The sequence below is a fragment of the uncultured Granulicatella sp. genome (assembly GCF_963515095.1).
In the GTDB taxonomy this organism is placed as follows: Bacteria; Bacillota; Bacilli; order Lactobacillales; family Aerococcaceae; genus Granulicatella.
This window is the reverse complement of the sequence record NZ_CAUPXD010000002.1, coordinates 72,018-94,339: the sequence shown is the minus strand read 5'-3', so window position 1 is coordinate 94,339 and position 22,322 is coordinate 72,018. Positions and strand designations below refer to the sequence as shown.

Sequence of the window (22,322 nt, the reverse complement as noted above, 5' to 3'; positions counted from 1 at the left end):
TGGGATTCACCCCAGCCTTTTTACTTTATATTCATAATCTTACTGCAACTCTTCCACTAGAGTACAAACTGCTTCAAATGCATGTCTTGAAGCTAGTTCAAGAGTTGCTTCAAATGTATCTGGAGCTTCTCCTCCAACATGATCACTTACACCACGAATATTCAATACAGGAATGTCATAGAAATGAGCAACTTGCGCTAATGGCGTTGATTCCATATCACTTGCTACAATATCCGGTAAATGTTCACGAATATTTTGTACCGTTTCAATCGAGCTCATAAAAGAATCACTCGTTGCAATAAAACCACTATGAATTCCAAATTCTGTAATACGCGCCTGTAAAATGCGAACAACTCTTTCATTCAATTCACTATCTATGGGATACGATTCTGGCATTTGAGGAACTTGACCCCATGCATAATCAAAACCTGTCGCATCCACATCACTATATCCAAATTTCGTTGAAACAATGACATCGGCAAGCGCAAAATCTTCATTAAAACTCCCCGTAGTCCCCGTATTAATGATCAGTTCCGGTTGAACCTTATCACAAAGCCAAGCTGCTGTAGCAGCAGCATTCGCTTTTCCAATACCAGATTGAACAAGATAGAGATTCTCATGAACTTCAAGGATACGAATCGGACCTTTTGAAAACACTTCTTTTCTTGGTGCGTAGTGTTCTTCAAATGGATAAAGTTCTTCTTTCATCGCAGCAACTATCGCTATTTTCATGAATTATTTACCCCACACTTCAGAAATAGGTTTCTTCACTTCTACTTTTGTTCCTTGGAATTTATCTGAAATGAATTTTTGAACATCTGCATCATGATATAAATCTACTAATTTCTTATAATCATCATTAGATTCATTTCCACTCTTCACAACAATCACATTAATACTTGTAATAGTAGATTCATCTGCTTTTTCATAGAATAAAGCATCTTTCAATACATTTAATCCACCTTCAAGGGCAATCGTATTTCCGATAGCAATTAAATCTGCATCATCTAGCACACGAATACTTGTAGTATCATCAATTAATAAAAATTCAAAGTTTTTCTTATTTTCTACGATATCACTTGGAGTACCTGTACCTTCTTTGAAATCTGCTGATAATTTAATTAATCCAGCAGTTTCTAATAAACGAAGCGCACGTGTTGTATTGTAAGGATTATCTGGAATTGCAATTTTAGCACCATTTGGCAGGTCATTTAATGATTTTACTTTTTTAGAATAAAGTCCCATAGGTTCGATATAAGTTGTTCCAATCGGTGTCAGTTTAGAACTATTGGATGCGTTAAATCCTTGTAAATATCCAATTGATTGAAAGGCATTCGCATCTACGGAACCTTCCGCAACTGCTTGGTTTAATGGCACACCACCATTTAGTTCTTCAACTTCAATTTTTAATCCTGCTTTTTTCGCTTGATCTGTTTCAGCAATATGTCTCCAAATTTCCGCATCAGAACCAACAGAAGCAACTTTTACTGTTTTTAATTCTGATTTTGAATTTGAAGTTATTGAGTTTGATGTAGTTTGATTGCTGCAAGCAGCTAATGCTACAACTGCTGAAAGTGCCAATAAAGATTTTGTAATAGTTTTTAAGTTCATAAGGAAATCCCTCCGTTTAGATATTTACTAATTATTGAATAAATGACATTAAATCACTTTACGTTCAAATGGATCAATACTGATTCCTTGCTCTAATACTTGTTTAGCATATTCTTTTGCTCCAAATAAAGAGTGATCACGGTAATTCCCGCATTGAACAGCAGAAATACCTTGAATATCCTCAAATTGAATCTTTTCAACAATTTGTTCTAATGTTGATTTTAATGCACGAGCAATATCTTCTGCGGAACGTTCTTCCCATAAAATTAAGTGGAATCCTGTACGACAACCAAATGGTGAAATATCGATAATCCCATCGATACGATCACGGAGTAAATCTGCCAACAAGTGTTCAAATGTATGAATCACTCCGGTCGGCATTTCTTGTTTATTTGGTTGTAAAAAGCGAATATCAAAATTCGAAATGACATCTCCTTTTTTCCCGTATTCGTTTGAAATTAATCTCACGTAAGGTGCAATCACCTTATTGTGATCTAATGTAAAGCTTTCTACTTCAGCCATATTGAATTCCCCCTGTCATGATGAAAAAAGAATCATACTTTCAATAGAAAGTATTGCTTTCATTCTTTTCAAATCATTTTAATTAAGTTATATCGAAATGATACAAAAGAAACCTTGAAATATCAACGAAAAAACGACTTTTCTCTTATACTAAATAAATATAGTTTGTTATTCTTTTTAGTTATACCTGCATTGAATCTATATAATTCAGCTATATTAGTTGTTTGTGAATGATACTGAACATAAAAAATGGTTTTTCCTCTTACCTTACCGACACTTATATATTAACCCTCCTTTAAATAAACACAAAAAAGCCTGGGACAAATCCCAGGCCTATTCTCTCTATTATCCTAAAGTTTGCACTTTGACACCATCCGGTGTTCCAATTAAAACTGTTTCTGTCATATTTGTAAATAAGCCTTGTTCCACTACTCCTGTTAGAGCTTTTAATTCTGCTCCGAATGTCACAGGATCTTTAATCGGGAATACGTCTAAGTCAATAATATAATTTTGACTATCTGTTAAATAACGTTCTCCGTTTTCTAATACTCGGAATTTTGGACGATAGCCTTTTGCTTCAAATTTTTTGAATAATTGTTCTGAACCATACGGAATCACTTCTACCGGAAGTGGGAAGCGTCCTAAATAATCTACCATTTTAGATTCATCGACAATCCAAATAATACGCTTTGATTGTTCTGCAACAATTTTTTCAAATAGTAAGGCTCCACCGCCTCCTTTAATTCCTGAAAAATCAGGAGCAATTTCATCTGCTCCATCAACTGTTACATCAATGAAATCTACTTCGTCTACACTCTTCAATGGAATTCCTAACTTTTCAGCTTGTTCTTTTGTACGTTTTGAAGTTGTTACACCAATAATGTCTAAACCTTCTTCTTTCACACGTCTACCAATTTCTTCTACAAAATAATAAGCTGTAGAACCTGTTCCTAGACCTACTGTCATACCTGATTCAATATAAGTTGCGGCCTGTTTGCCGACCATCTCTTTCATGTTCACACGCATACCCTCCAATATGATTCAACTATCCTTATTATAGCATAAATTCTTTTACTCGTTTCAAATCTTCTTGTAATTGTTCATAGATTTGTCGCATTTCTTCAGCAGATAAACTCAATTCCACTTCAACCGTTTTCGTTTGCTCCTTCTCCTCTTCTTCTTGATAAAGAAAGACTTCTTCTTCATCCAATTGTGCTAGGTCGATTCCAATGACTTGAGAAGCCGTTGTTAAAATATTTTCTGGAGCAATGACCCATGTCATTACATACTCGTCTTCTAGTTGTTCTAATAACACTGCTAATCTAGATTGTTCAAATTCTGAAGAATACTCTTCTCCTTTTTCTATTAAGTTCTTCATCGCTTCCAGACATTCTTCCAATTGTGCTACAGATAATAAGTCTATCACTTCTTGATAAGCTTCTTCCTGTTGAGAAACTTGTAAAAAAACATCTGTTTGAATATTGTGAGTTTGAGGATGGATAGCTAAAAATTTTAATTCAAATATAAAATCCCCTTCTGAAATCTTCATGTGCTCACCTCTTTCTTCATTTTATTGCCATATCTATAGTACAAGTTTCTCTTTCATGTTTCAATCATTTCAAAGAAAAAAGGCTGGAGTTTCTCCAACCTTTTAACGTAATATTTCAATGACATCTTTATTCGCAGCTGATTTAGCAGGAAATACGCTAAATACAATTCCAATAAAGACAGATACTCCAACTGTTAAAGCTACTGCTGTCCAGTCGGTATAAATTTTAAATGGTAGGAAATTCGAAATCAGCATCGCAAGCAACACTCCTGTTACATATCCGATTATTCCACCAATCGATGTAATCATAATTCCTTCTAATAAAAATTGTAATTGAATCGAACCTTTAGTAGCTCCCATTGCACGACGAATCCCAATTTCTTTTGTTCGTTCAGATACTGAAATATACATCATATTCATCACGCCTACACCTGCAATGAATAAAGAAATTCCGGCTACTGCTGAAACAAAATAAGTTAAGCCATCTAACACTTTTCCAATAATATCCATTTGAGCTGCTACGTCAATAAAAGTATACTTCCCTGAAGTATGTTTTGAACCCACTTCATTTAAATGAGTCTCTACCTTTTTAGCTACATCTTTTGCGACATAGCCTGGTTTAACAAACACTTTTAGTCCATTCACGTTTTCTTCTTTTTTATGATAATGTTGATGAGTGGTAGCTGGAATATGGACGGCTTTATAAGGATCTGCACCAGTAAAAATGGCTTGCAGCGCATCAACTTTACTAGTTGGCTTCACGCCTTTAATATAATACACTTCTCCATCAATCGTTACCCCATATCCTAGTGCTTGTTTTGGACTAGAAAATAACAATTTTGCTAACTCTTCATCGATAATCGCTACTTTTTTATTCGCATCAATATCTACTTGGGAAATATTTTCTCCAACCGTCAAAGATTCTTTTGTTGCAGATTTTTCTAATCCAAGTACAATATGTTCTGTCGATTTCTTTGTTGGAATCGAAACTCCGAAAATATAATTTTGTTCCTTTGTTTCAGGAATTTCTGTTCCCGAAACTCCTTCAATACTTTCTACACCAATACGGTCTTGTTTTGAAAAAGCTTTTTCTACTTTTCGAACAGATTGTGGATTATCAGGTTGATAGAAAAATTGTACAGTTACTTTCCCATTATCTTCACCAGCTAATCCTGAAACAGCCATTTTTTGGAATCCTTTCCCCAGACTCATAATCGTAATAACAGCTGCAATTCCGATAATAATTCCTAACATCGTTAAAATCGTACGACGAGCATTTCCTTTTAAAGAATGCAGAGCGGATCCTAATAATACACTAAATTTCATATGGAATCCCCTCCTTTTGTTCATGAATCACTCCATCAATTACATGGATAACTCGAGAACAATACTTCGTCAATGTCGGATCATGCGTCACCATTACAATCGTTACACCATCTTCACGATTTAAACGATATAAAATATCCATAATACTCGCAGAAGTTTTACTATCTAATGCTCCTGTTGGTTCATCAGCAATGATGAATTTTGGACTATTCACGAGTGCCCGAGCAATTGCCACTCTTTGTTTTTGACCACCTGAAAGATGGCGAGGATATTTTTCTAATTTATCTCCTAGACCTACTTTTTCAAGAGCTTGTTTTACTTTTGCATGAGTTTGTCGAGGCGTTAATCCACGATATAATAAAGGTAGACGAACATTTTCTTCGACTGTTGCTTGTTCAATTAAGTTAAAATCTTGAAAAACAAAACCAACAGTAGAATTGCGTACTTTGGAAATTTGATTATCACTCAAATTGGAAACAGACTCATCATTAAAAGAATATTTTCCTTCATATTTAGAATCTAAAAATCCTAATATATTAATGAGGGTAGATTTCCCAGAACCCGAAGGTCCCATTATTCCAACAAATTCTCCTTGAGTAATACGGACAGTCACATCATTTAATACATGTAACTGCTCATCTCCAACTTTATAATATTTATGAATATGTTCTAGTTTAATCATGGGACTTCACCGACTCTTCCAATTGTGTAGAAGACACCGCTGCTCCATCTGTAATGTCTGAATCTGGATTTGCAATCACTTTATCTCCAATACTTAATCCTTCTTGAACAATCCATTGGAATCCTTTTTTCACACGTTTAATATTTTTACGTTTAGCTACCCCATTATCATATAAATAAACATATTCTTGTTCTCCATCTTTTTGAATCGCTTGTTCTGTTAATACTAATCCTTTTTGAGGGATTTTTACTTGAACAGTAAATCCATTTGGAAGAGAAATTTCTGGTTTTACAATTACATCATAACGAGCAACACCATGGCCACCACCACTAGAAGCTGCACTTGGAGAAGTTGGCAAAGCTGGAACTGGATTAGCAGCACTTCCTGACGGATCAGTAGAAACAAATGAAATCGTTCCTTTAATCTCTCTATCTTGAGCTTTCACATAGATTGTTACAGAAGCTCCCTTTTCAACTGATTCATAATCATATTCAGAAACAGTTGTTTTCGCTTCGCTGTCTTTACTTGTAATTTTAATGAAGGCTAATTGTACATTTGTTTTTCCTTCTGGATTAATACTAATCGTTCCTGCAATATCTGCTGTTACACTTGAACTTGTTTTTTTAGAAAGACGTTCGATTTTTGTGTTTACATCTTCAATATTATTATTCATATCACGAATTGCTTTTTGAGTTCCCTCGATGGCTTGATCAAAGGCAGTCGTATCCACAGCTCCTACATGAGTCGTTTGATTCGTAGCACCTTGTTGATTTTGAGCAGGGACTTCTTTTTCTAACTCTTGTTTTGCTTGAGCTTTACGATTTTTTTGTGTTTCTAATTCTTGATATAGACGATCACGTTCAGATACTAGACGACTTACTTGTCGATTTAAATCGGCAACTTCGTCACTAATGGTTTCATTATCATATTCAAATAACACATCGCCTGCTTCTACTTCTTGGCCATCTGTTACTTTTACTTGAGCGACTTGCCCTTTTTGAGGGTCCACATGATAGCTTTGCTCTTTAGCCGTTTCAATATTTCCATCTAATACTAGAGGCTCCTGTTCTGTTAATTCCATAATCGTATAATGGTGTTCTTCTTTCTTATCTGGAGAGCGTAATTTTAAAAATCCTAATACGATTACAATAACGGCTCCTAATACCATTACGCTAATCATGCTCCATTTTAATGTTTTACTCATTGATAATTCTCCTTAACGTTTCACTACTTCTTGTGCCCATTTTTGGTATGTCATATATAACCATGCTAGTAATCCAGCAATAATCGCTGGGATAACAAAAGTAGTTACACTGAATTTTTGATGATTGAAAATATCATTAGCAATTTGCATTAAAATCGAAAAGACATGAATTCCAATTACATAAAAGAATAAATTCTTATCTGGTAACGCTTGAGTTTTAGCACTTTTTCCAATTTTGTGATATAAAATCGTTGCAAAAGTACATAATAAGAAGAATAATAGGAAAATTGCTACTCCAACTCCAGCTGTTTCAAAATTATGTTCTACACTCTGTTTTGCTAATTCTTCTTGCACACTTGGAACAAATGTAGACGCTACTCCGATTAATACAAAGAGGTTTGCAAAAATTCCAATAATATTCCAAACTTTTAATCCGGTAGCAATTTTACTAACAACTCCGGCATATTTTTCAACTTTTTGTGTATCCATGATCCATTCCTCCTAACAGTTGTTTTCAAACTTCTAAACATCACATCATTTTTATTTTTTTGCTACTTCTTGTGCCCATTTTTGGTATGTCACATATAACCATGCTAGTAATCCGGCAATAATGGCTGGAACAATATAAGCAGTGAAATCAAATCCTGACGGACTAATAAATTGACTTACAATTTGAATTACAATTGAAAATGCATGAATTCCAATCGCAAAGTTTAATAAATTTTTATCTGGTAATTGTTGTTGTTTCGCACTCTTTCCAATCTTATGATATAAAATCGTTGAAAAAATACATAGTAATAAAAAGATTCCAACAATCGCTCCACTCAAACCAATCGTTTCCGTATTAAAGGCTGGATTATTTAATTTTGCTAATTCTTCTTGAGTATTTGGCAATAATAGAAATACTAGTCCTGCTGTTGCAAAACCATTCCCAACAATTCCAATAATATTCCAAACTTTTAACCCCGTAGAAACTTTTCTTACAACTCCTGCATATTGTTCAACTTTTTGTGTATCCATGATACATTCCTCCTCAAAACTTTTTAAAAAAGAATAGGTTAGTTACTCTTTTAGCTAACTATATACCTAGCATCCTTTTTTGTCAATACGTTTCTTTATTTTTTATTACGCTTATTATACACCCGTTGTTCCCGTTTTCATATAGGAATATTTCTTATTTAATCATTCTTAAGAATAATTAAAAACGCTCTTTCAAAAAGAACGTTTTCTTCACTCTATTAATCTTCTAATTCACAGACAAGCGCTTGATAGCCAGCAAGAGAAAGTTGATCTCCTTGTCCATTCATTTGTGCTGGAATATTGGCTAGCAATACTTTTCTTACAGGCGTTGACAAAGTTACTGTTTGAGGTTCTGCTTGATAATTAACTAATACAAGCACACGTTTTTCCCCACGTCGCTCATAAGCAATCATGTTTTTCACTTCTTCTAAAACAGGAATAAATTCCCCTTCACGAATGGTTAATCCATAAACTTCATCACGATATAAAGCAGTTAGCGCTCTATAATAGTTCAAGATAGATTGTGGGTTATTTTCTTGTTCCTCTACATTAATCTCTCTTTGCGGCTGTTTTGAAACAAGCCAAGCTTTTCCAGTTGTAAATCCTAACTTCTCTTCACTATTCCATTGCATTGGAGTACGAGCATTATCACGACTATATTTTGAAATAGCCTTCAACGCTTCTTCATCCGTTAGCCCTGCCTCTTTAGCAACATGATATTCATTTAATGTATTAATATCATCAAATTCATCAATCGATTCGAAAATTTGATTTTCCATCCCAATCTCTTGTCCTTGATAAATAAATGGAATTCCTTTACGAAGCATTTGCACTGTGGCAAGAGCTTTTTTACTAATTTCTGTCACTTCACCTTCAGGAATATAATGAGAAACTCCACGTGGCTCATCATGGTTTTCAATAATAGTTGATAATACACCAATGGAATCCGCACGACGATGCGCCTTGAAAATACTATCTTTTAATTCTTCTGCTGTTGGTAATTCATGACTATACCAACCATTTCCTTTTTGTCCTAAAATCGTTTGTTTGAAATCAAAAATAGACGAGAACACTCCCTCTTCGCCAATAAAGAAATGTAATTCTTCATCGGTTTCATTAAATACTTCTCCTACTGTAAAAGCATGATAGCGCTCAAATGTTTTTTCCTTCATTTCTTGTAAAAATGGTTCAATTGGCTGCGCATTTGCTAATGAATAACGAACAGGAACAAGCCCATTTTCTTGTTCAGATGGCAATGAACGCCATTCTAAATCTTTTTTAATATTAATAATGGCATCAATACGGAATCCTCCGATTCCTTTTTCTAACCACCAATTAATCATCGTATAAATTTCTTCACGTACGACAGGATTTTGCCAATTTAAATCAGGTTGCCCTTTATGGAATGAGTGTAAATAATATTTATTTGTTCCAGGCACTTTATCCCACACACTGCCTCCAAAATAAGTTTCCCAGTTATTTGGTTCTTTTTCACTTTCAATAAAATAGAAATAATCTGCATAAGGGCCATCTGGATCTGCTAATGCTTTTTGAAACCATTCATGTTGATCAGAACAGTGGTTCACTACTAAATCCATAATAATTGAAATACCACGTTTTTTTGCTTCAGCAATTAGTTCTTCCATATCTTCCATTGTTCCAAACTGTGGATCAATCGCATAATAATCTGCAATATCATATCCTTGGTCAACAAACGGACTCTTATATACAGGAGACAACCATAAAATATCAATTCCCAAACTTTGTAAGTAATCGAGCTTTTCGGTAATTCCTTTTAAATCTCCAATTCCATCTCCATTACTATCATTAAAACTTTTTGGATAAATTTGATAAGCTACTTTGCCTTTCCACCAATCTTTTTCCATCATTGGTAGCCTCCTTCACAATCGTTAATGACTTTATTCTGATACAATTCCCTCACACTGTCAAGCAACAAAAAAAGGTTCTATCATTTATAGAACCCTTTTTTGTATTTATCTTTAACATATCGATACGCATTAAAAGCACTAGAAATCCCAAACAATGCAGCGACTAATGCATACCATTTATTATTAACCACTGCTTAATCACTACTAGTTAATCCATTGTTGATTTTTTCGATACTGATAATATTTATAAGCGTAGTCTACACTGCGACCTAGAAAAACAATTCCTAAAACAACAAGCGACTTCCTATATAGAATTGTTAAAGCAATCAGTACAACTCCAATAACTCCCGTTATAATTGCGTAGATTAAATTTTTCATCCTAAAACCTCTCTCATTCATTTCCTTTTTTCTGTTTGCCTTTAACATATCGATACGCATTAAAAGCACTAGAAATTCCAAACAATGTAGCGACTAATGCATACCATTTATTATCCACCACTGCTAGTAAAGCAAACGAAAGAGTACATAATGCATAAATAATAGTATTCCATAAATACAAAGGAATGTTCTTCATCTGCCTGTCTCCTTATTTCAATTTATCGTGTTCATAGGTATGAACTAATTCTAAGCCTTTAAACTGCTGCTGTCTTAACGCTTCATAAACAACAATTGCTGCTGTATTCGATAAGTTTAAGGAACGAACATGAGTATCATTCATCGGTAATCTTAAACAGCTTTCTTCATGTTCACGCATAAATTCTTCTGGTAATCCTGTTGTTTCTTTTCCAAAAATGAAAAATTGCTCTTCATCCTTTGCCAAATCAACTTCATCATAAGTATGATTCGCAAATTTTGTAATTAAATAAATAGGACGATTACCTAAATATTCCATAAATGCTTCTAGGGAATCATGATACGTAATATCCACATCATTCCAATAATCTAGACCCGCACGTTTTAAATGCTTATCATCTGTTGAAAACCCTAATTGCCCCACTAAATGTAGCGGTGAATTCGTAGCCGCACAAGTACGCGCAATATTTCCAGTATTCGCTGGAATTTGTGGTTCAAATAATACAATATGATTAATTGTCATAAGATCCCTCCTCAGGATTTTTTGGTAGTTTTTCGTGCAATGTTTGAATCGCTTCTTCTAATTCAGTCACTAACTCTGTTTCTTCCTTCGTTGTCGCTTCAACTTTTCGAGCTTTTTCTAACATTTCTGTAAAATAATGAATTAGTTCTTCACTCGATTCAGAAATAATCTCACTCACAGCCCAAGCTGCCGTTCCTTTCATGACAGGGCGCATATCTTCCTTCATCACTTTCAACAATAGCGGAACAGCTGTTTTATCACGGTAATTCGCTAGCGCAATAATAGCATTTCTCTGTAGCGGCTTCTTCCCTCGCCATGAACCAGCCATCTTTCCAAAACGTTCTTTGAACTCCTTATTCGAAATCGTCACTAATGGTTTTAACAATGGATGTGTTTCTTCCACAGACGGTTCCATTTCAGGATGTAAATGAAAATCTTTTCCTTTATTATACGGACAAACTTGCTGGCAAATATCGCAACCATAAATAACATGCCCCATTTTTTTACGATATTCCTTCGGCATAAAGCCTTTCGTTTGTGTTTGATACGATAAACAACGTTGGGCATTCATTTTACCATTTCCTAATAAGGCATTCGTCGGACAAAAATCTACGCAACGTGTACAATCTCCACACCCATAATCAACAGGAGCATCGACTGGAAATTCAATATTCGTAATTAATTCGCCCAAATAAACATAGGAACCAAATTCCTTTGTCACTAATAAACCATTTTTTCCTACAAAACCTATCCCCGCACGTTCAGCAACACGAACATCGATTAGTTCTCCTGTATCCACCATTGGTTTAAACGCAACATCTTCTTGATTCACTTCACTTTTAATATATTCAATTAAAGCTTCCATTCTTCTAGATAAAATAAAATGGTAATCTTCTCCCCAAGAAGCTCTCGCAAAAGCTCCACGTCGCTCACCTTTTACACGTTCAGGTTTCTGACTTGGTAAAGTAGGATATGCAAGGGCAATTGAAATAATCGTCTTAGGAGAATCAAAAATCTTCTCTGGGTAAATTCTCTCTTCTAAAATCGGATGTTCAAATCCTGTTGTATGTCCTAACTCTTTAGATTCTTGCATTCCTTGAGCTAAATGATCAAATGGTGCTGCAGAAGCAAATCCGATTTTATCGATACCAAGTTCCTTACTTTTCTTTTGAATTTTTTCTTTTAAAAGAGCTGTATCCATCGATTCACTTCCTTTCACTTTCATTGATTACTTTTCTTATTGTAACTCATTTCCACCAAAAAAACGATAAAAAAAAAAACGCTAGCCTTCGGTGTCAATCACGGCGAAAGTTAACGTTAGTCTAGAGAGTCGATTATTTAGCAAATACTTACTAAATAAAGCGATAAATTTATCTTAACTTTTTTTTATAAAAAAATCAACATTTTTTACAAAAAAAAGAATGAATTCCTTAACGGAATCCATTCTTCATTCATATTATAATCCAAAGTTAATATATGTTGCTTGAGCTGCAACGCCTGCTGGGATTGTACGTGTTGAAATAACATTTACACCTTGTACGTTCATTTCAGAGATGAATAATGAACCGTCAGCATTTACACGTTCAACGAATCCAACGTGACCATATACAGGGTCTGCTCCACCTACACCGCGTTGGAATACAATTGCTGTACCTGCACGAGGAGTTGAAGAAACTCCGTAACCTGCTGCTGCAGCGTTTGCTGGCCATTCAGCTGCATTTCCTAATCCTGTAGTTCTAATTGGAGAACCTAATTGAGCAAAACGGTTATACATATAGTAAGTACATTGTCCGAAGTAACCACCGTTTAAAGCTGCTACAAATGATGGGTCTGGAGCTGCAAATGAGCCACCTACCACGATATTTGCGGCTTTAGCTGGTGTTGCACTTTTAGCTGCAATTGTAGCTGGAGTTGATACTGTTGCTGCTGCAGGAGTAGCCGCTGCTTGTGCAACTGATTCTTCTGTCGCTTTTAACATTGCTTCTTTAGCAGCTTCTGCTGCTTTTTGTGCTGCTGCTTTTTCAGCATCCGCACGAGCTTTTTCTGCTGCTAATCTTTCTTTTTCTTGAACTAAGCCATCACGCGCTGCAATTGCTTCTAATTCTTCGTTTGAAAGATTTGCTAAAGTTGCTTTATGTTTATTAAATGTTGCACTTAACTCAGATTGTAAGTTTTGTAATTGTGCTTCGTTAGCTTCTTGTTGAGCTAAATTTGCTTTTTGAGCTTGTTCTTTTGTTTCAACTTGCTCTTTATCACGAGCTTGTTCTTGCATTAATTGACGGTTTGCACCTACTAAGTCAACAATTACCCCAATACGATTCACTACATCAGTAATAGAATCTGCATTTAGTAAGAAGTCTAAGTAAGAACGTGCTCCATTTACTTGTACCGCACGAGCTTGATCTTTTAATCGTTCATTACGTTCTGCGATTAATGTTTCAAGTTTTGAAATTTCTGCTTTAAGCACTTCTAAGTTTGCTTTAGCAGTTTCTTGTTCTGCTTGTACTGAGTTAATTCTTGATTGTACATTTGATAAATCTTGAGATAATTGGTCAACTTGACTTGCTACCGCTTGTTTTTGATTATTTAAATTTTGAATTTGAGAATTTGCTGAGCTAATTTGCGAATCAATATCTTGAGCGTTTACTGATGGTGCTAATGCCCCTAAGGCTAACGCTGTCCCTGTTACTACGAATGTTAATAACCTCTTGTTCAAATGATTCCCTCCAAACGATTTCTTATTTATATACATGGCACTATATGAAAGTGCTTATAATCTTGACTGGTATCATCATACCATACGACTAAAGTCTTATGTTAAATTTCGCAGAATTGTATCTTCATTGTAACAAAACTGTAACATTTCGTTTTAAAGCTGATATAATTGCTTCTTTAGCATCCTTATTTGTCATATTTTTTATGACAATTCTATAAAAAAGGCTAGATTCCTCTAACCTTTTCTACATCATTATTTTAATTTGACTAAGAAATATTTTTTCTTACCACGACGGACTAATACAAAACGTCCTTCAAAGGATTGTTCTGGAGTCCATACATGCTCTAAATCTGTAATTTTTTCTCCATTAATTGAAATTGCTCCATTTTGAATGTCCTCACGAGATTGACGACGGCTTGGCTCAATTCCTAAATCTACTAACCATGTTGCTAAATTTTGTTCTACTTTTTCACTTTCAAATGTTGGCATATTTTTGAAGCCTTGTTCAATTTCATCCGCATTTAATTGTTGAACATCTCCAGTGAATAAAGCATTTGTAATTTTCAATGCATCTTGTAATGCTGCTTCACCGTGAACAAAACGTGTTACTTCTTCTGCTAAGCGTTTTTGTGCTTGACGTTTATGTGGTTCTTCTTGTACAGAAACTTCTAATGCCTCAATTTCTTCTTTTTCTAAGAATGTAAAGTATTTAATATATTTAATCACATCACGGTCATCTTGGTTTAACCAAAATTGGTAGAATTCATATGGAGTTGTTTTTTCTGGGTCTAACCATACTGCCCCACCAGCTGATTTTCCGAATTTAGTACCATCAGATTTCAACATCAATGGAATTGTTAATCCATAAGCACGAGCTTCTGCTCCTTCCACTTTACGAATTAATTCTAAACCTGCTGTAATATTTCCCCATTGATCAGCTCCACCAATTTGCAATTGAACATCTTCTTTACGGAACAATTGTAAAAAGTCGATGGATTGTAAAATTTGGTAAGAAAACTCTGTAAATGAAATCCCTACTTCTAAACGACTTGCGACAACATCTTTTGCTAACATTGTATTTAAGTTGAAATGTTTTCCATAATCACGTAAGAAGTCTAATAATGATAATTCTTTAGTCCAATCATAGTTATTTACTAAACGAACTGCTTCTTGGTCTTCTTGACTAGTTAAGAATAAACGTTTCATTTGAGCTGTTAATTTTTCAACATTATGTTGTACTTGTTCTTTTGTTTGTAGAACACGTTCACTTGTACGTCCACTTGGATCTCCAATAGAACCTGTTGCTCCTCCAATAACAATAACTGGACGGTGACCTGCTAATTGGAAACGACGTAAAATCATAAATGGAATTAAATGCCCAATATGCATACTATCTCCTGTTGGATCCACACCACAGTATAATGAGACTGCCTTTTCTTGCGTTAATTGACGCAAACCTTCTTCATCTGTCATTTGATTAATGGCTCCACGCCACATTAAATCATCAATAATATTCATACAAATCCTCCTTATAATGTTGCAATTTTCTTACACAGTTTTCTAGCAAATAAAAAAGTCCCTAATAGCCCAAAAGCTATTAGGGACGACTTTGCCGTGTTACCACCCATTTTGTAGTTAAAAACTACCTCTCAAATCCTTATCGCGGATAGACGCTGTTTGCCACAGTTTGCTCTCAAGTGTACTTCGATTCTAGGTTGGATTGTCTTGCACCTACCGACAATTCTCTTTTTGCTCCGATGCTAGTCTCTACTGCGCTTGATCATTGCTCTCGATTTAATTTGTTATCAGTATACTGACAATCTTTGAAACTGTCAACTGCTTTCCTAGCGAATCCAAGCTCCAGTTGCATCTACTTGATAACCATCTGATGTTTTTTCAGAAACAGCCATTTTACCACTATCTTTTAAGAAATACCATTTACCTGATGACTCAACCCAGCCTGTCTTCATTTCGCCTGATGGTGCAAAATAATACCAAGCATCATTCCATTGCACCCAACCTGTTTGCATACTACCTGAAGTGTTGAAGTAATACCATTTTCCATCTACTTGAACCCAGCCAGTTTCCATTGCACCAGATTCATTTAAGTAATACCAAACTCCATTCAGCATTTTCCAACCTGTTTGCATTCTTCCAGATGTATCGAAATAATACCATTTATCTTTTACTTCTACCCAACCTTTTGAAACAACACCACGTTCTGGAATGTAGTACCAATGTCCATCATCGAACACCCATTTTTCTTGTAAATAGCCTTGTTCATTAAAGTAAAAATAACCTTTATCTGGTACAGATGTATGAATATCATCGCCTTCAACAACATTAATCAACCCTTGTTGAACAACTGGTAATACTTGCCAACCTTTTAATGGTTTAAAGTTATCTCCAATAAATACCCAAGTATTATCGACTGCTTGCCATTTTAACGCACGTTTTCCATCACGATATAATACTTTGCTGCCATCTTTTTCAACTTTCCATTCAGGCGTACTATATCTAAATGGTTGTCCACACTTCGATACAGGTACATGTGCATCCCCTTTAACAAGAGCGTTCTCTTGAACTACACATTTTGGAATGATCCCTTCATTTTCAGCAGCTTGAACATTGTTTGTTGCTACAAAAGTTGATAACGCCATTGCACCTAATAAAAACTTCATTTTACTCATCATTTTCACTCCCCTTTACTTATGTGAATATTATAGCAAACTCTTCTTTTATTTGTCTATATCCGATGAACATATAATAAAGAAGTATATTTTCCATTTTAAAATAGCGAATCGTTATGTTTCGAAGTTCGTTTCATCTTTATACAAAAATAGGGCTCGCCCTCAGATAGAAATCTATCGTCAGACGACTGCCCTATTCAATCAAAATCGTTATTATTTATTAACGTTTTCCCATTTCCAGCTTACTACTTCTGGAATATCTTCACCGTGTTCACGGATATAGCTGTGGTGGAATTCCACTGTTTCATCCATTTTCGCAGCAAATTCACTAGCTTTGTCACCATATACAGCAACTGCAGCATCTTTTGCAACGTGGAAGCGGTCCATTTCAGAAAGAACACGCATATCGAATGGAGTTGTAATATCTCCATTTTCACGGTAACCGTGGATATGAACATTGTGGTTGTTACGATCAAAGAATAAATCACGAATCATACCTTCATATCCGTGGAAGCAGAATACTACTGGTTTGTCAGCTGTAAATAATTTATCGAATTCTTCATCAGATAAACCGCGAGGGTCAACTTTTGGAGAACGTAATTTTAAGATATCTACAACGTTGATGAAGCGGATTTTCAATTCTGGGAATTGTTTATGCAAGATTGAAATACCTGCTAATGCTTCTAAGTTTGGTTCAGTACCTGCAGCAGCAATCACTACATCTGGCTCTTCGCCATCTTTAACAGTTGAAGCCCAGTCAATTACTTTGTATCCTTCGCTTACTAATTCTTTAGCTTCTTCTACTGAGTAGAATTGAGGACGTGGGTGTTTAGATGAAACGATTAAGTTAATTTTATCTTCTGAACTTAAAGCTTCAGCCATAACTGCCATCAAGCTGTTTGTATCTGCTGGTAAATATTCACGTACAAATTCTGGTTTTTTCTCAGCTAAGTGAGTTAATAAACCTGGATCTTGGTGAGTATATCCATTGTGGTCTTGTTGGAACACTGTTGATGTTGCAATCAAGTTTAATGATGGATAGTTTTTACGCCATGGAGCGTGAGTTTTAGATTTACGTAACCATTTGAAGTGTTGAGTAATCATTGAGTCTACAACACGTAAGAATGATTCGTATGAAGCGAAGAATCCGTGACGACCTGTTAATACATATCCTTCTAAGAATCCTTCTGCTTGGTGTTCTGATAATTGTGAATCGATAACACGACCAACTGGTGAAATCCATTCATCATAGCTTTCATCACGACGACCAACCCATTGACGGTTCGTTGCTTTGAATACTTCGTTTAGACGGTTAGATTTAGTTTCATCTGGTCCGAAAATACGGAAGTTTTCTGGGTTAGCTTTTACTAAGTCAGCTGCAAATTTACCAAATTCAATCATATCTTGTTTTTGGATAGCACCTGGAGTTGAAGTATCAACAGCATGTTTAGTCCAATCAGTAATTTCCATTGGTTTTACAACCCCTGCATTAGTGATTGGGTTCATGCTCATACGACGGTCACCTTTTGGTGAAATAGCAGCAATTTCTTCTACTAATTTTCCGTTTTCATCGAATAATTCTTCTGGACGGTATGATTTCAACCAGTCTAATAATGCATCGATGTGTTCCATTGATTCACCTGATACTGGAATTGGAACTTGGTGAGCACGGAATCCACCTTCGATTGGTTCGCTGTTCCATTCTTTTGGACCAGTCCATCCTTTTGGTGTACGTACTACTAATACTGGCCAATGAGGCATTGTTGCTTCTTCAGCTTTTTTAGCACGAGCTTCTTTTTGAATTGCTTGAATTTTTTCAATTGCTTCGTCTAATTTTTCAGCCATTAATGGGTGAACTTTTTCAGGATCAGTTCCTTCAACGAAAATTGCATCCCATCCTAAACCGTTAAAGAATTGAGTTAATTCTTCATCAGTACGACGAGCTAAAATTGTTGGGTTGTGGATTTTACCACCGTTTAAGTAAAGAATTGGAAGTACAGCACCATCATTTACAGGGTTGATGAATGTGTTTGAGAACCAACCAGCTGCTAATGGGCCTGTTTCTGCTTCTCCATCTCCGATAACTGCAGCAGCAATTACGTTAGGGTTATCTAAGATAGCACCTGTTGCGTGAGATAATGAGTAACCTAATTCTCCACCTTCGTGAATAGAACCAGGAGTTTCAGGAGCAGCATGTGATGCAATTCCTCCTGGGAATGAGAAAATTTTACACAATTGTTTGAAGCCAGCTTCATCTTGCGTAATATTTGGATATAATTCAGTATATGAACCGTCTAAGTAAGAGTTAGATACCATTACTTGTCCACCGTGTCCAGGACCTTCAATGTAGAACATATCTAAGTCATATTTGTTAATAGCACGGTTTAAGTGTGCATAAATAAAGTTTTGTCCTGCGATTGTTCCCCAGTGTCCAATTGGATGTAATTTAACGTCTTCTTTTTGTACAGGACGACGTAATAGTGGATTATCTTTCAAGTACATTTGTGCTACTGAAATATAGTTAGCTGCGCGCCACCACGCATCCACTTTTGCTAAGTATTCTGGTGTATCAAATTGTGTCATTTATAATTCTTCCCTTCTAGTTTTCTCTTCCAAAGAAAATTTGAAAAATGGCGTTTCAAAAATCCTTCAAAAAATAACCGTCAAGTATTTAACATATCTTTTTTTGCTTGTCAAGAAAATTTTAAAAATCAATCATTATTTTATACTATTTTCTATTTATTTTAGGAATTATTCCGAAAAAACGGTTATCATTTTGAGTTTTGAAAACGTTCATAACCACTTTTATTTGACTGTTTGGCTACAAATTTCTTTAGTGGAATGATACAATTTTTTAAGACCTTTGTTAGAGTATTCAATAGAAATTTACATAATTTTTAAAACAAAAAATCTAATCGAAAAAATCTATTAAATCCCCATAACAACAGGTATTTCATCATATCATTTAAACGCTACCATTGCAATATATTTGCTTCATGCTCTATATCACAAAAAAATCCCTCCATCATTCGACAGAGGGGGAGTGATTTATTCGATTTCTTCTACAAATTCAGCATCGATTACTTGAGGAGCTGATTTTTCTTTATAAACTTCAATGTTTGCTAAATCATCTTTTGCTAAGTGTTTTCTTAATTTTTCTGCCATGGCATTAAATGTAATATACGTCAATGCGCCCGAAGTTACTGCGCCAACAACTGGAACAGCTTTTGACACTCCATTAGCAAAGATTTTTTTAGACATTTGAACGCCGAGAATAGATGCAATTTTTTTAACGATTGGATAAATGAATCCTTTTGTAAATGCATGTTGAGGTAATTTTTTTGCAACTTGTTTTGCAATTTGCGCGGATAAAGCATGGACCGTGTTTACTGCACTATTAACCCCAAACATGATTCCGATGAATAAAATGAGTAAATTTTTCGTTTCTTCATTCATTTCTTTGGCATCAAAATTCAGTTCACTCCAGCCATATAAATAAATTAACTTTTGCAACACTCGTAAAATATGAGCAAAATATTGTGCCAAATCTGCTGGAAGTGATCCAAGAATCGCAAAACCACCTGGAAGTCCCGCTGCTGCAGAAATCGTACTTACTTGAGTAGCCTCTCCTTTAATACAACTCTTTGCAATTTGATTAATCTCTTCTACTGGAATTCCTGCATATGCCGGATTATATTGAATCGCTAATTCAACTACTTCTGGACGATATCGATCCCTTAATTCTTTTCTTAAAAATAATTCTCTATCAATTTTTACCATGGGAAGTTTTGTCGTTTCCAATAGTAATCGATCAATTTTTAATAATTTCAACATTCTGTCTCCTAATTTATTCCAATACTTTTTGCTTGATTATAGCATAGGTTAAAGCGGGCGTACACTAATGGCATCATAAACCTGACTTTTCTTTGAAATTGTGGCAAGAGACGATAGCAGCCCCCTTTGGGGTCTCATATCCCACTATTTGAGAAAGTCTGGTTTATTTTTGACGTAGAAAATTGATTGATAAGTGTCTTTTAGAATTGATATAATTTGCTTATAAGGAGGGGAATGATTGATGACAGACAGTGCGTTTTTGTACACACTTAATCCAGATGGGTCAGCGATCATCGGATATGAAGATTATGATGTCGATATTTTTTATGGGGACGATTATGAAGTCACTTACTTATTAGATGCAGAGAACTTTACTAATCTCTTGCATCATCTAAATATTCCTTTGAATCATGATACTAAAAAACAATTAAAAAAAGAATTTGGAAAACATTTTGACTCTAGAAAATTTGAAGAGTTTTGTAAGGAACATGTTGTTACTTATGAACGGAATGTACGGATTGGATAATTAGTCAATAAAAGTTTTAAGGGAGAAACATCATGAACAATCAACAAGTACAAAATTTTTACTATGATAAAAAGGATACTCCTTGTCCGATAACAGAATCTTTAATCAAGTCAGGCTATCAACAAGAACGTGAGGGATATATTACTTATGCCAAAGAGCATGGTGTTGAAGTGAATTATCTTGAAGCAAAACCTACACAGTGGTGGCATCTAATCGAATGTTATTGTGCTCAATCAGATCCTCTTAAACCATTCCCTTATTCTGTCAAATGTGGGGAATTGTACTTTTGGATGGCAGAAGTGTCAGGGGCATTTAGCCAAGAAGAACTTTTGAAGTTAAAAGATCAAGCAATTGCTGCTTGTGATAGAGTTATTAGAAGGAATCACTCCCTTCCACCTCTAAAAACTGCCAAAGGAAATTTTATTATTAGGGATTATTGCTTTAACAGGATTTGTGAGGTTGTTGAGAAAGTATGAATGAAAACTCCTGCTGACTAAATTTTCAGCAGGAGTTTTTGCTCATTATTTTCTATTTTTTACTATATTTTCTATCTTCTTCAATTCCCCTAAACAGTCATTTTCAACTTGGTTTAAAGTATATTCAGTATCATTTGTCTGTTCTGTTTCATCTTTTATTTCTATTGATTCACCAAACAGTTTTTCACCAATCTCTATATTATCATCTATTTTACTTAGTAATTGCTCAATATGATAGTTCCAATCTTTCATCCTCATCGTACATTCTTGTTTTGCTTTTTTCTCTGCAAAACCCAAACATTCCGAAACTAATTGATTAAAACTACTCAGTTCTTTTTCAGTCAAATGTCTTTTGGAGTCAGAATATGTTGGAAGTTCTCCTTTAACAAGTTTTACTCCCTGATTATCACCCGATTCAGTTGTTGTTTGTTGGTATATAGGAAAATGTAATTTATTTCGAACCGTAGCAAAAAATCTTTTAGCTTCACCACTATCCTTATTATAATCAACGGATGTTGCAAACAAATCTAATAGTTGACGATAAAATACTTTCTCACTAAGATGAATATCACGAATCCGTTCTAAAAGTCCTTTAAAATAATTGTCTTCCCCTAAATGTTTAAACCGCTCATCATCCATAGCAAAACCTTTAATGAAATATTCTTTTAGAGTTGTAGAAGCATACTTTCTAAATTGTATTCCTCGTGGAGATTGCACACGATATCCTATCGCCAAAATCATATCAAGATTGTAGTAGGCTACTTTACCCTTTGTAAGTTCATCTTCTATCTCACCTTGATTAGTGGCTGTAAATTGATAGTTAATAACCACTTTTTCATCTAATTCTTCATCTTCCAAAATATTTTTGATCTGTTGACTGATAGTTTGTTGAGTTGTTTGAAATAATTCCGCAATCTGGAGTTGAGTTAACCATATCGTTCCATTTTTTAGGGTAAGATTAATCTTTGAATTTCCATCTTCTGTGTGATACAAAATGAAATGAGCCATCACTTTCAACTCCTTAATTATGGTGTTCGTTAATTTATTCATTTTCTCCAATTTTCCGATGTTATTATAACATTATTTTCTCAACTATTTAACAATACATACAAAAAAGCACACAACTAAAAGATTCTATCCTTAAAGCCGTGCGCTCTTATTTATAAATTAATTCATTCAAC

General features: G+C 34.9%; 22 protein-coding genes and 1 other annotated feature. Of the genes, 2 read left to right on the top strand and 20 right to left on the bottom strand.

Annotated elements, in window-relative coordinates; translation table 11 throughout:
- Positions 1-39: 39 nt before the first annotated feature.
- From RWL86_RS01140 to RWL86_RS01050, 19 genes are all read right to left on the bottom strand, one after another.
- Positions 40-732 (bottom strand): 5'-methylthioadenosine/adenosylhomocysteine nucleosidase, encoded by a 693-nt coding sequence (locus RWL86_RS01140; protein WP_314076774.1) that lies wholly within the window; start codon positions 730-732, stop codon positions 40-42.
- Positions 733-735: 3 nt separating this feature from the next.
- Positions 736-1,611, bottom strand: a complete 876-nt coding sequence (locus RWL86_RS01135; RefSeq protein ID WP_314076773.1) for a MetQ/NlpA family ABC transporter substrate-binding protein — start codon at positions 1,609-1,611, stop codon at positions 736-738.
- Positions 1,612-1,659: 48 nt separating this feature from the next.
- Positions 1,660-2,133: an S-ribosylhomocysteine lyase gene (locus RWL86_RS01130; RefSeq protein ID WP_006703230.1), complete on the bottom strand. Its 474-nt coding sequence runs from the start codon at positions 2,131-2,133 to the stop codon at positions 1,660-1,662.
- Between the two features lie 345 nt (positions 2,134-2,478).
- A complete protein-coding gene (gene rpiA, locus RWL86_RS01125; protein WP_006703229.1) occupies positions 2,479-3,159 on the bottom strand; it encodes a ribose-5-phosphate isomerase RpiA in 681 nt (226 codons plus the stop codon).
- Between the two features lie 28 nt (positions 3,160-3,187).
- Positions 3,188-3,682 carry a hypothetical protein gene (locus tag RWL86_RS01120; protein WP_314076772.1) on the bottom strand — a complete coding sequence of 165 codons (495 nt, stop codon included), beginning with the start codon at positions 3,680-3,682 and terminating at the stop codon, positions 3,188-3,190.
- A 102-nt stretch (positions 3,683-3,784) separates the two neighbouring features.
- A complete protein-coding gene (locus RWL86_RS01115) occupies positions 3,785-5,008 on the bottom strand; it encodes an ABC transporter permease (protein WP_314076771.1) in 1,224 nt (407 codons plus the stop codon).
- On the bottom strand, positions 4,998-5,690 hold the full coding sequence (locus tag RWL86_RS01110; protein WP_314076770.1) for an ABC transporter ATP-binding protein: 693 nt from the start codon (positions 5,688-5,690) through the stop codon (positions 4,998-5,000). The genes RWL86_RS01115 and RWL86_RS01110 overlap by 11 nt, the downstream gene beginning before the upstream one ends.
- Positions 5,683-6,894, bottom strand: a complete 1,212-nt coding sequence (locus RWL86_RS01105) for a biotin/lipoyl-binding protein (protein WP_314076769.1) — start codon at positions 6,892-6,894, stop codon at positions 5,683-5,685. Before RWL86_RS01105 ends, RWL86_RS01110 begins: the two co-directional genes overlap by 8 nt.
- Before the next feature lie 12 nt (positions 6,895-6,906).
- A complete protein-coding gene (locus tag RWL86_RS01100; RefSeq protein ID WP_314076768.1) occupies positions 6,907-7,383 on the bottom strand; it encodes a hypothetical protein in 477 nt (158 codons plus the stop codon).
- Positions 7,384-7,434: 51 nt separating this feature from the next.
- Positions 7,435-7,914, bottom strand: a complete 480-nt coding sequence (locus RWL86_RS01095) for a hypothetical protein (protein ID WP_314076767.1) — start codon at positions 7,912-7,914, stop codon at positions 7,435-7,437.
- A 218-nt stretch (positions 7,915-8,132) separates the two neighbouring features.
- The gene (locus RWL86_RS01090) at positions 8,133-9,803 is read right to left on the bottom strand and encodes an alpha-glucosidase (protein ID WP_314076766.1); all 1,671 of its coding nucleotides are present in this window, start codon (positions 9,801-9,803) and stop codon (positions 8,133-8,135) included.
- A 391-nt stretch (positions 9,804-10,194) separates the two neighbouring features.
- Entirely contained in the window at positions 10,195-10,377 is a 183-nt protein-coding gene (locus RWL86_RS01085; RefSeq protein ID WP_314076765.1) for a hypothetical protein, read from the bottom strand.
- Positions 10,378-10,389: 12 nt separating this feature from the next.
- A complete protein-coding gene (gene trmL / locus RWL86_RS01080) occupies positions 10,390-10,899 on the bottom strand; it encodes a tRNA (uridine(34)/cytosine(34)/5-carboxymethylaminomethyluridine(34)-2'-O)-methyltransferase TrmL (RefSeq protein ID WP_006703219.1) in 510 nt (169 codons plus the stop codon).
- Positions 10,889-12,100 (bottom strand): tRNA epoxyqueuosine(34) reductase QueG, encoded by a 1,212-nt coding sequence (gene queG, locus RWL86_RS01075; protein WP_314076813.1) that lies wholly within the window; start codon positions 12,098-12,100, stop codon positions 10,889-10,891. The genes trmL and queG overlap by 11 nt, the downstream gene beginning before the upstream one ends.
- Positions 12,101-12,355: 255 nt before the next feature.
- Positions 12,356-13,615 carry a CHAP domain-containing protein gene (locus RWL86_RS01070; protein WP_314076764.1) on the bottom strand — a complete coding sequence of 420 codons (1,260 nt, stop codon included), beginning with the start codon at positions 13,613-13,615 and terminating at the stop codon, positions 12,356-12,358.
- A gap of 252 nt (positions 13,616-13,867) precedes the next feature.
- Entirely contained in the window at positions 13,868-15,133 is a 1,266-nt protein-coding gene (tyrS, locus tag RWL86_RS01065; RefSeq protein WP_314076763.1) for a tyrosine--tRNA ligase, read from the bottom strand.
- A gap of 78 nt (positions 15,134-15,211) precedes the next feature.
- Positions 15,212-15,408: a binding site (T-box leader), on the bottom strand.
- 51 nt (positions 15,409-15,459) lie between these two features.
- Positions 15,460-16,308, bottom strand: coding sequence for a hypothetical protein (locus RWL86_RS01060; protein ID WP_314076762.1), 849 nt, complete (start codon positions 16,306-16,308; stop codon positions 15,460-15,462).
- A 210-nt stretch (positions 16,309-16,518) separates the two neighbouring features.
- Positions 16,519-18,888 (bottom strand): phosphoketolase family protein, encoded by a 2,370-nt coding sequence (locus RWL86_RS01055; protein WP_314076761.1) that lies wholly within the window; start codon positions 18,886-18,888, stop codon positions 16,519-16,521.
- 465 nt (positions 18,889-19,353) lie between these two features.
- On the bottom strand, positions 19,354-20,139 hold the full coding sequence (locus RWL86_RS01050) for a hypothetical protein (protein ID WP_314076760.1): 786 nt from the start codon (positions 20,137-20,139) through the stop codon (positions 19,354-19,356).
- 241 nt (positions 20,140-20,380) lie between these two features.
- Between RWL86_RS01050 and RWL86_RS01045 the strand changes: the two genes are divergently transcribed.
- Entirely contained in the window at positions 20,381-20,665 is a 285-nt protein-coding gene (locus RWL86_RS01045) for a hypothetical protein (protein ID WP_314076759.1), read from the top strand.
- 32 nt (positions 20,666-20,697) lie between these two features.
- Positions 20,698-21,141, top strand: a complete 444-nt coding sequence (locus RWL86_RS01040; RefSeq protein ID WP_314076758.1) for a hypothetical protein — start codon at positions 20,698-20,700, stop codon at positions 21,139-21,141.
- 45 nt (positions 21,142-21,186) lie between these two features.
- Here the strand turns inward: RWL86_RS01040 and rhuM are convergent, their stop codons facing one another.
- Entirely contained in the window at positions 21,187-22,149 is a 963-nt protein-coding gene (gene rhuM, locus RWL86_RS01035; protein WP_314076757.1) for a RhuM family protein, read from the bottom strand.
- Positions 22,150-22,322 lie beyond the last annotated feature (173 nt).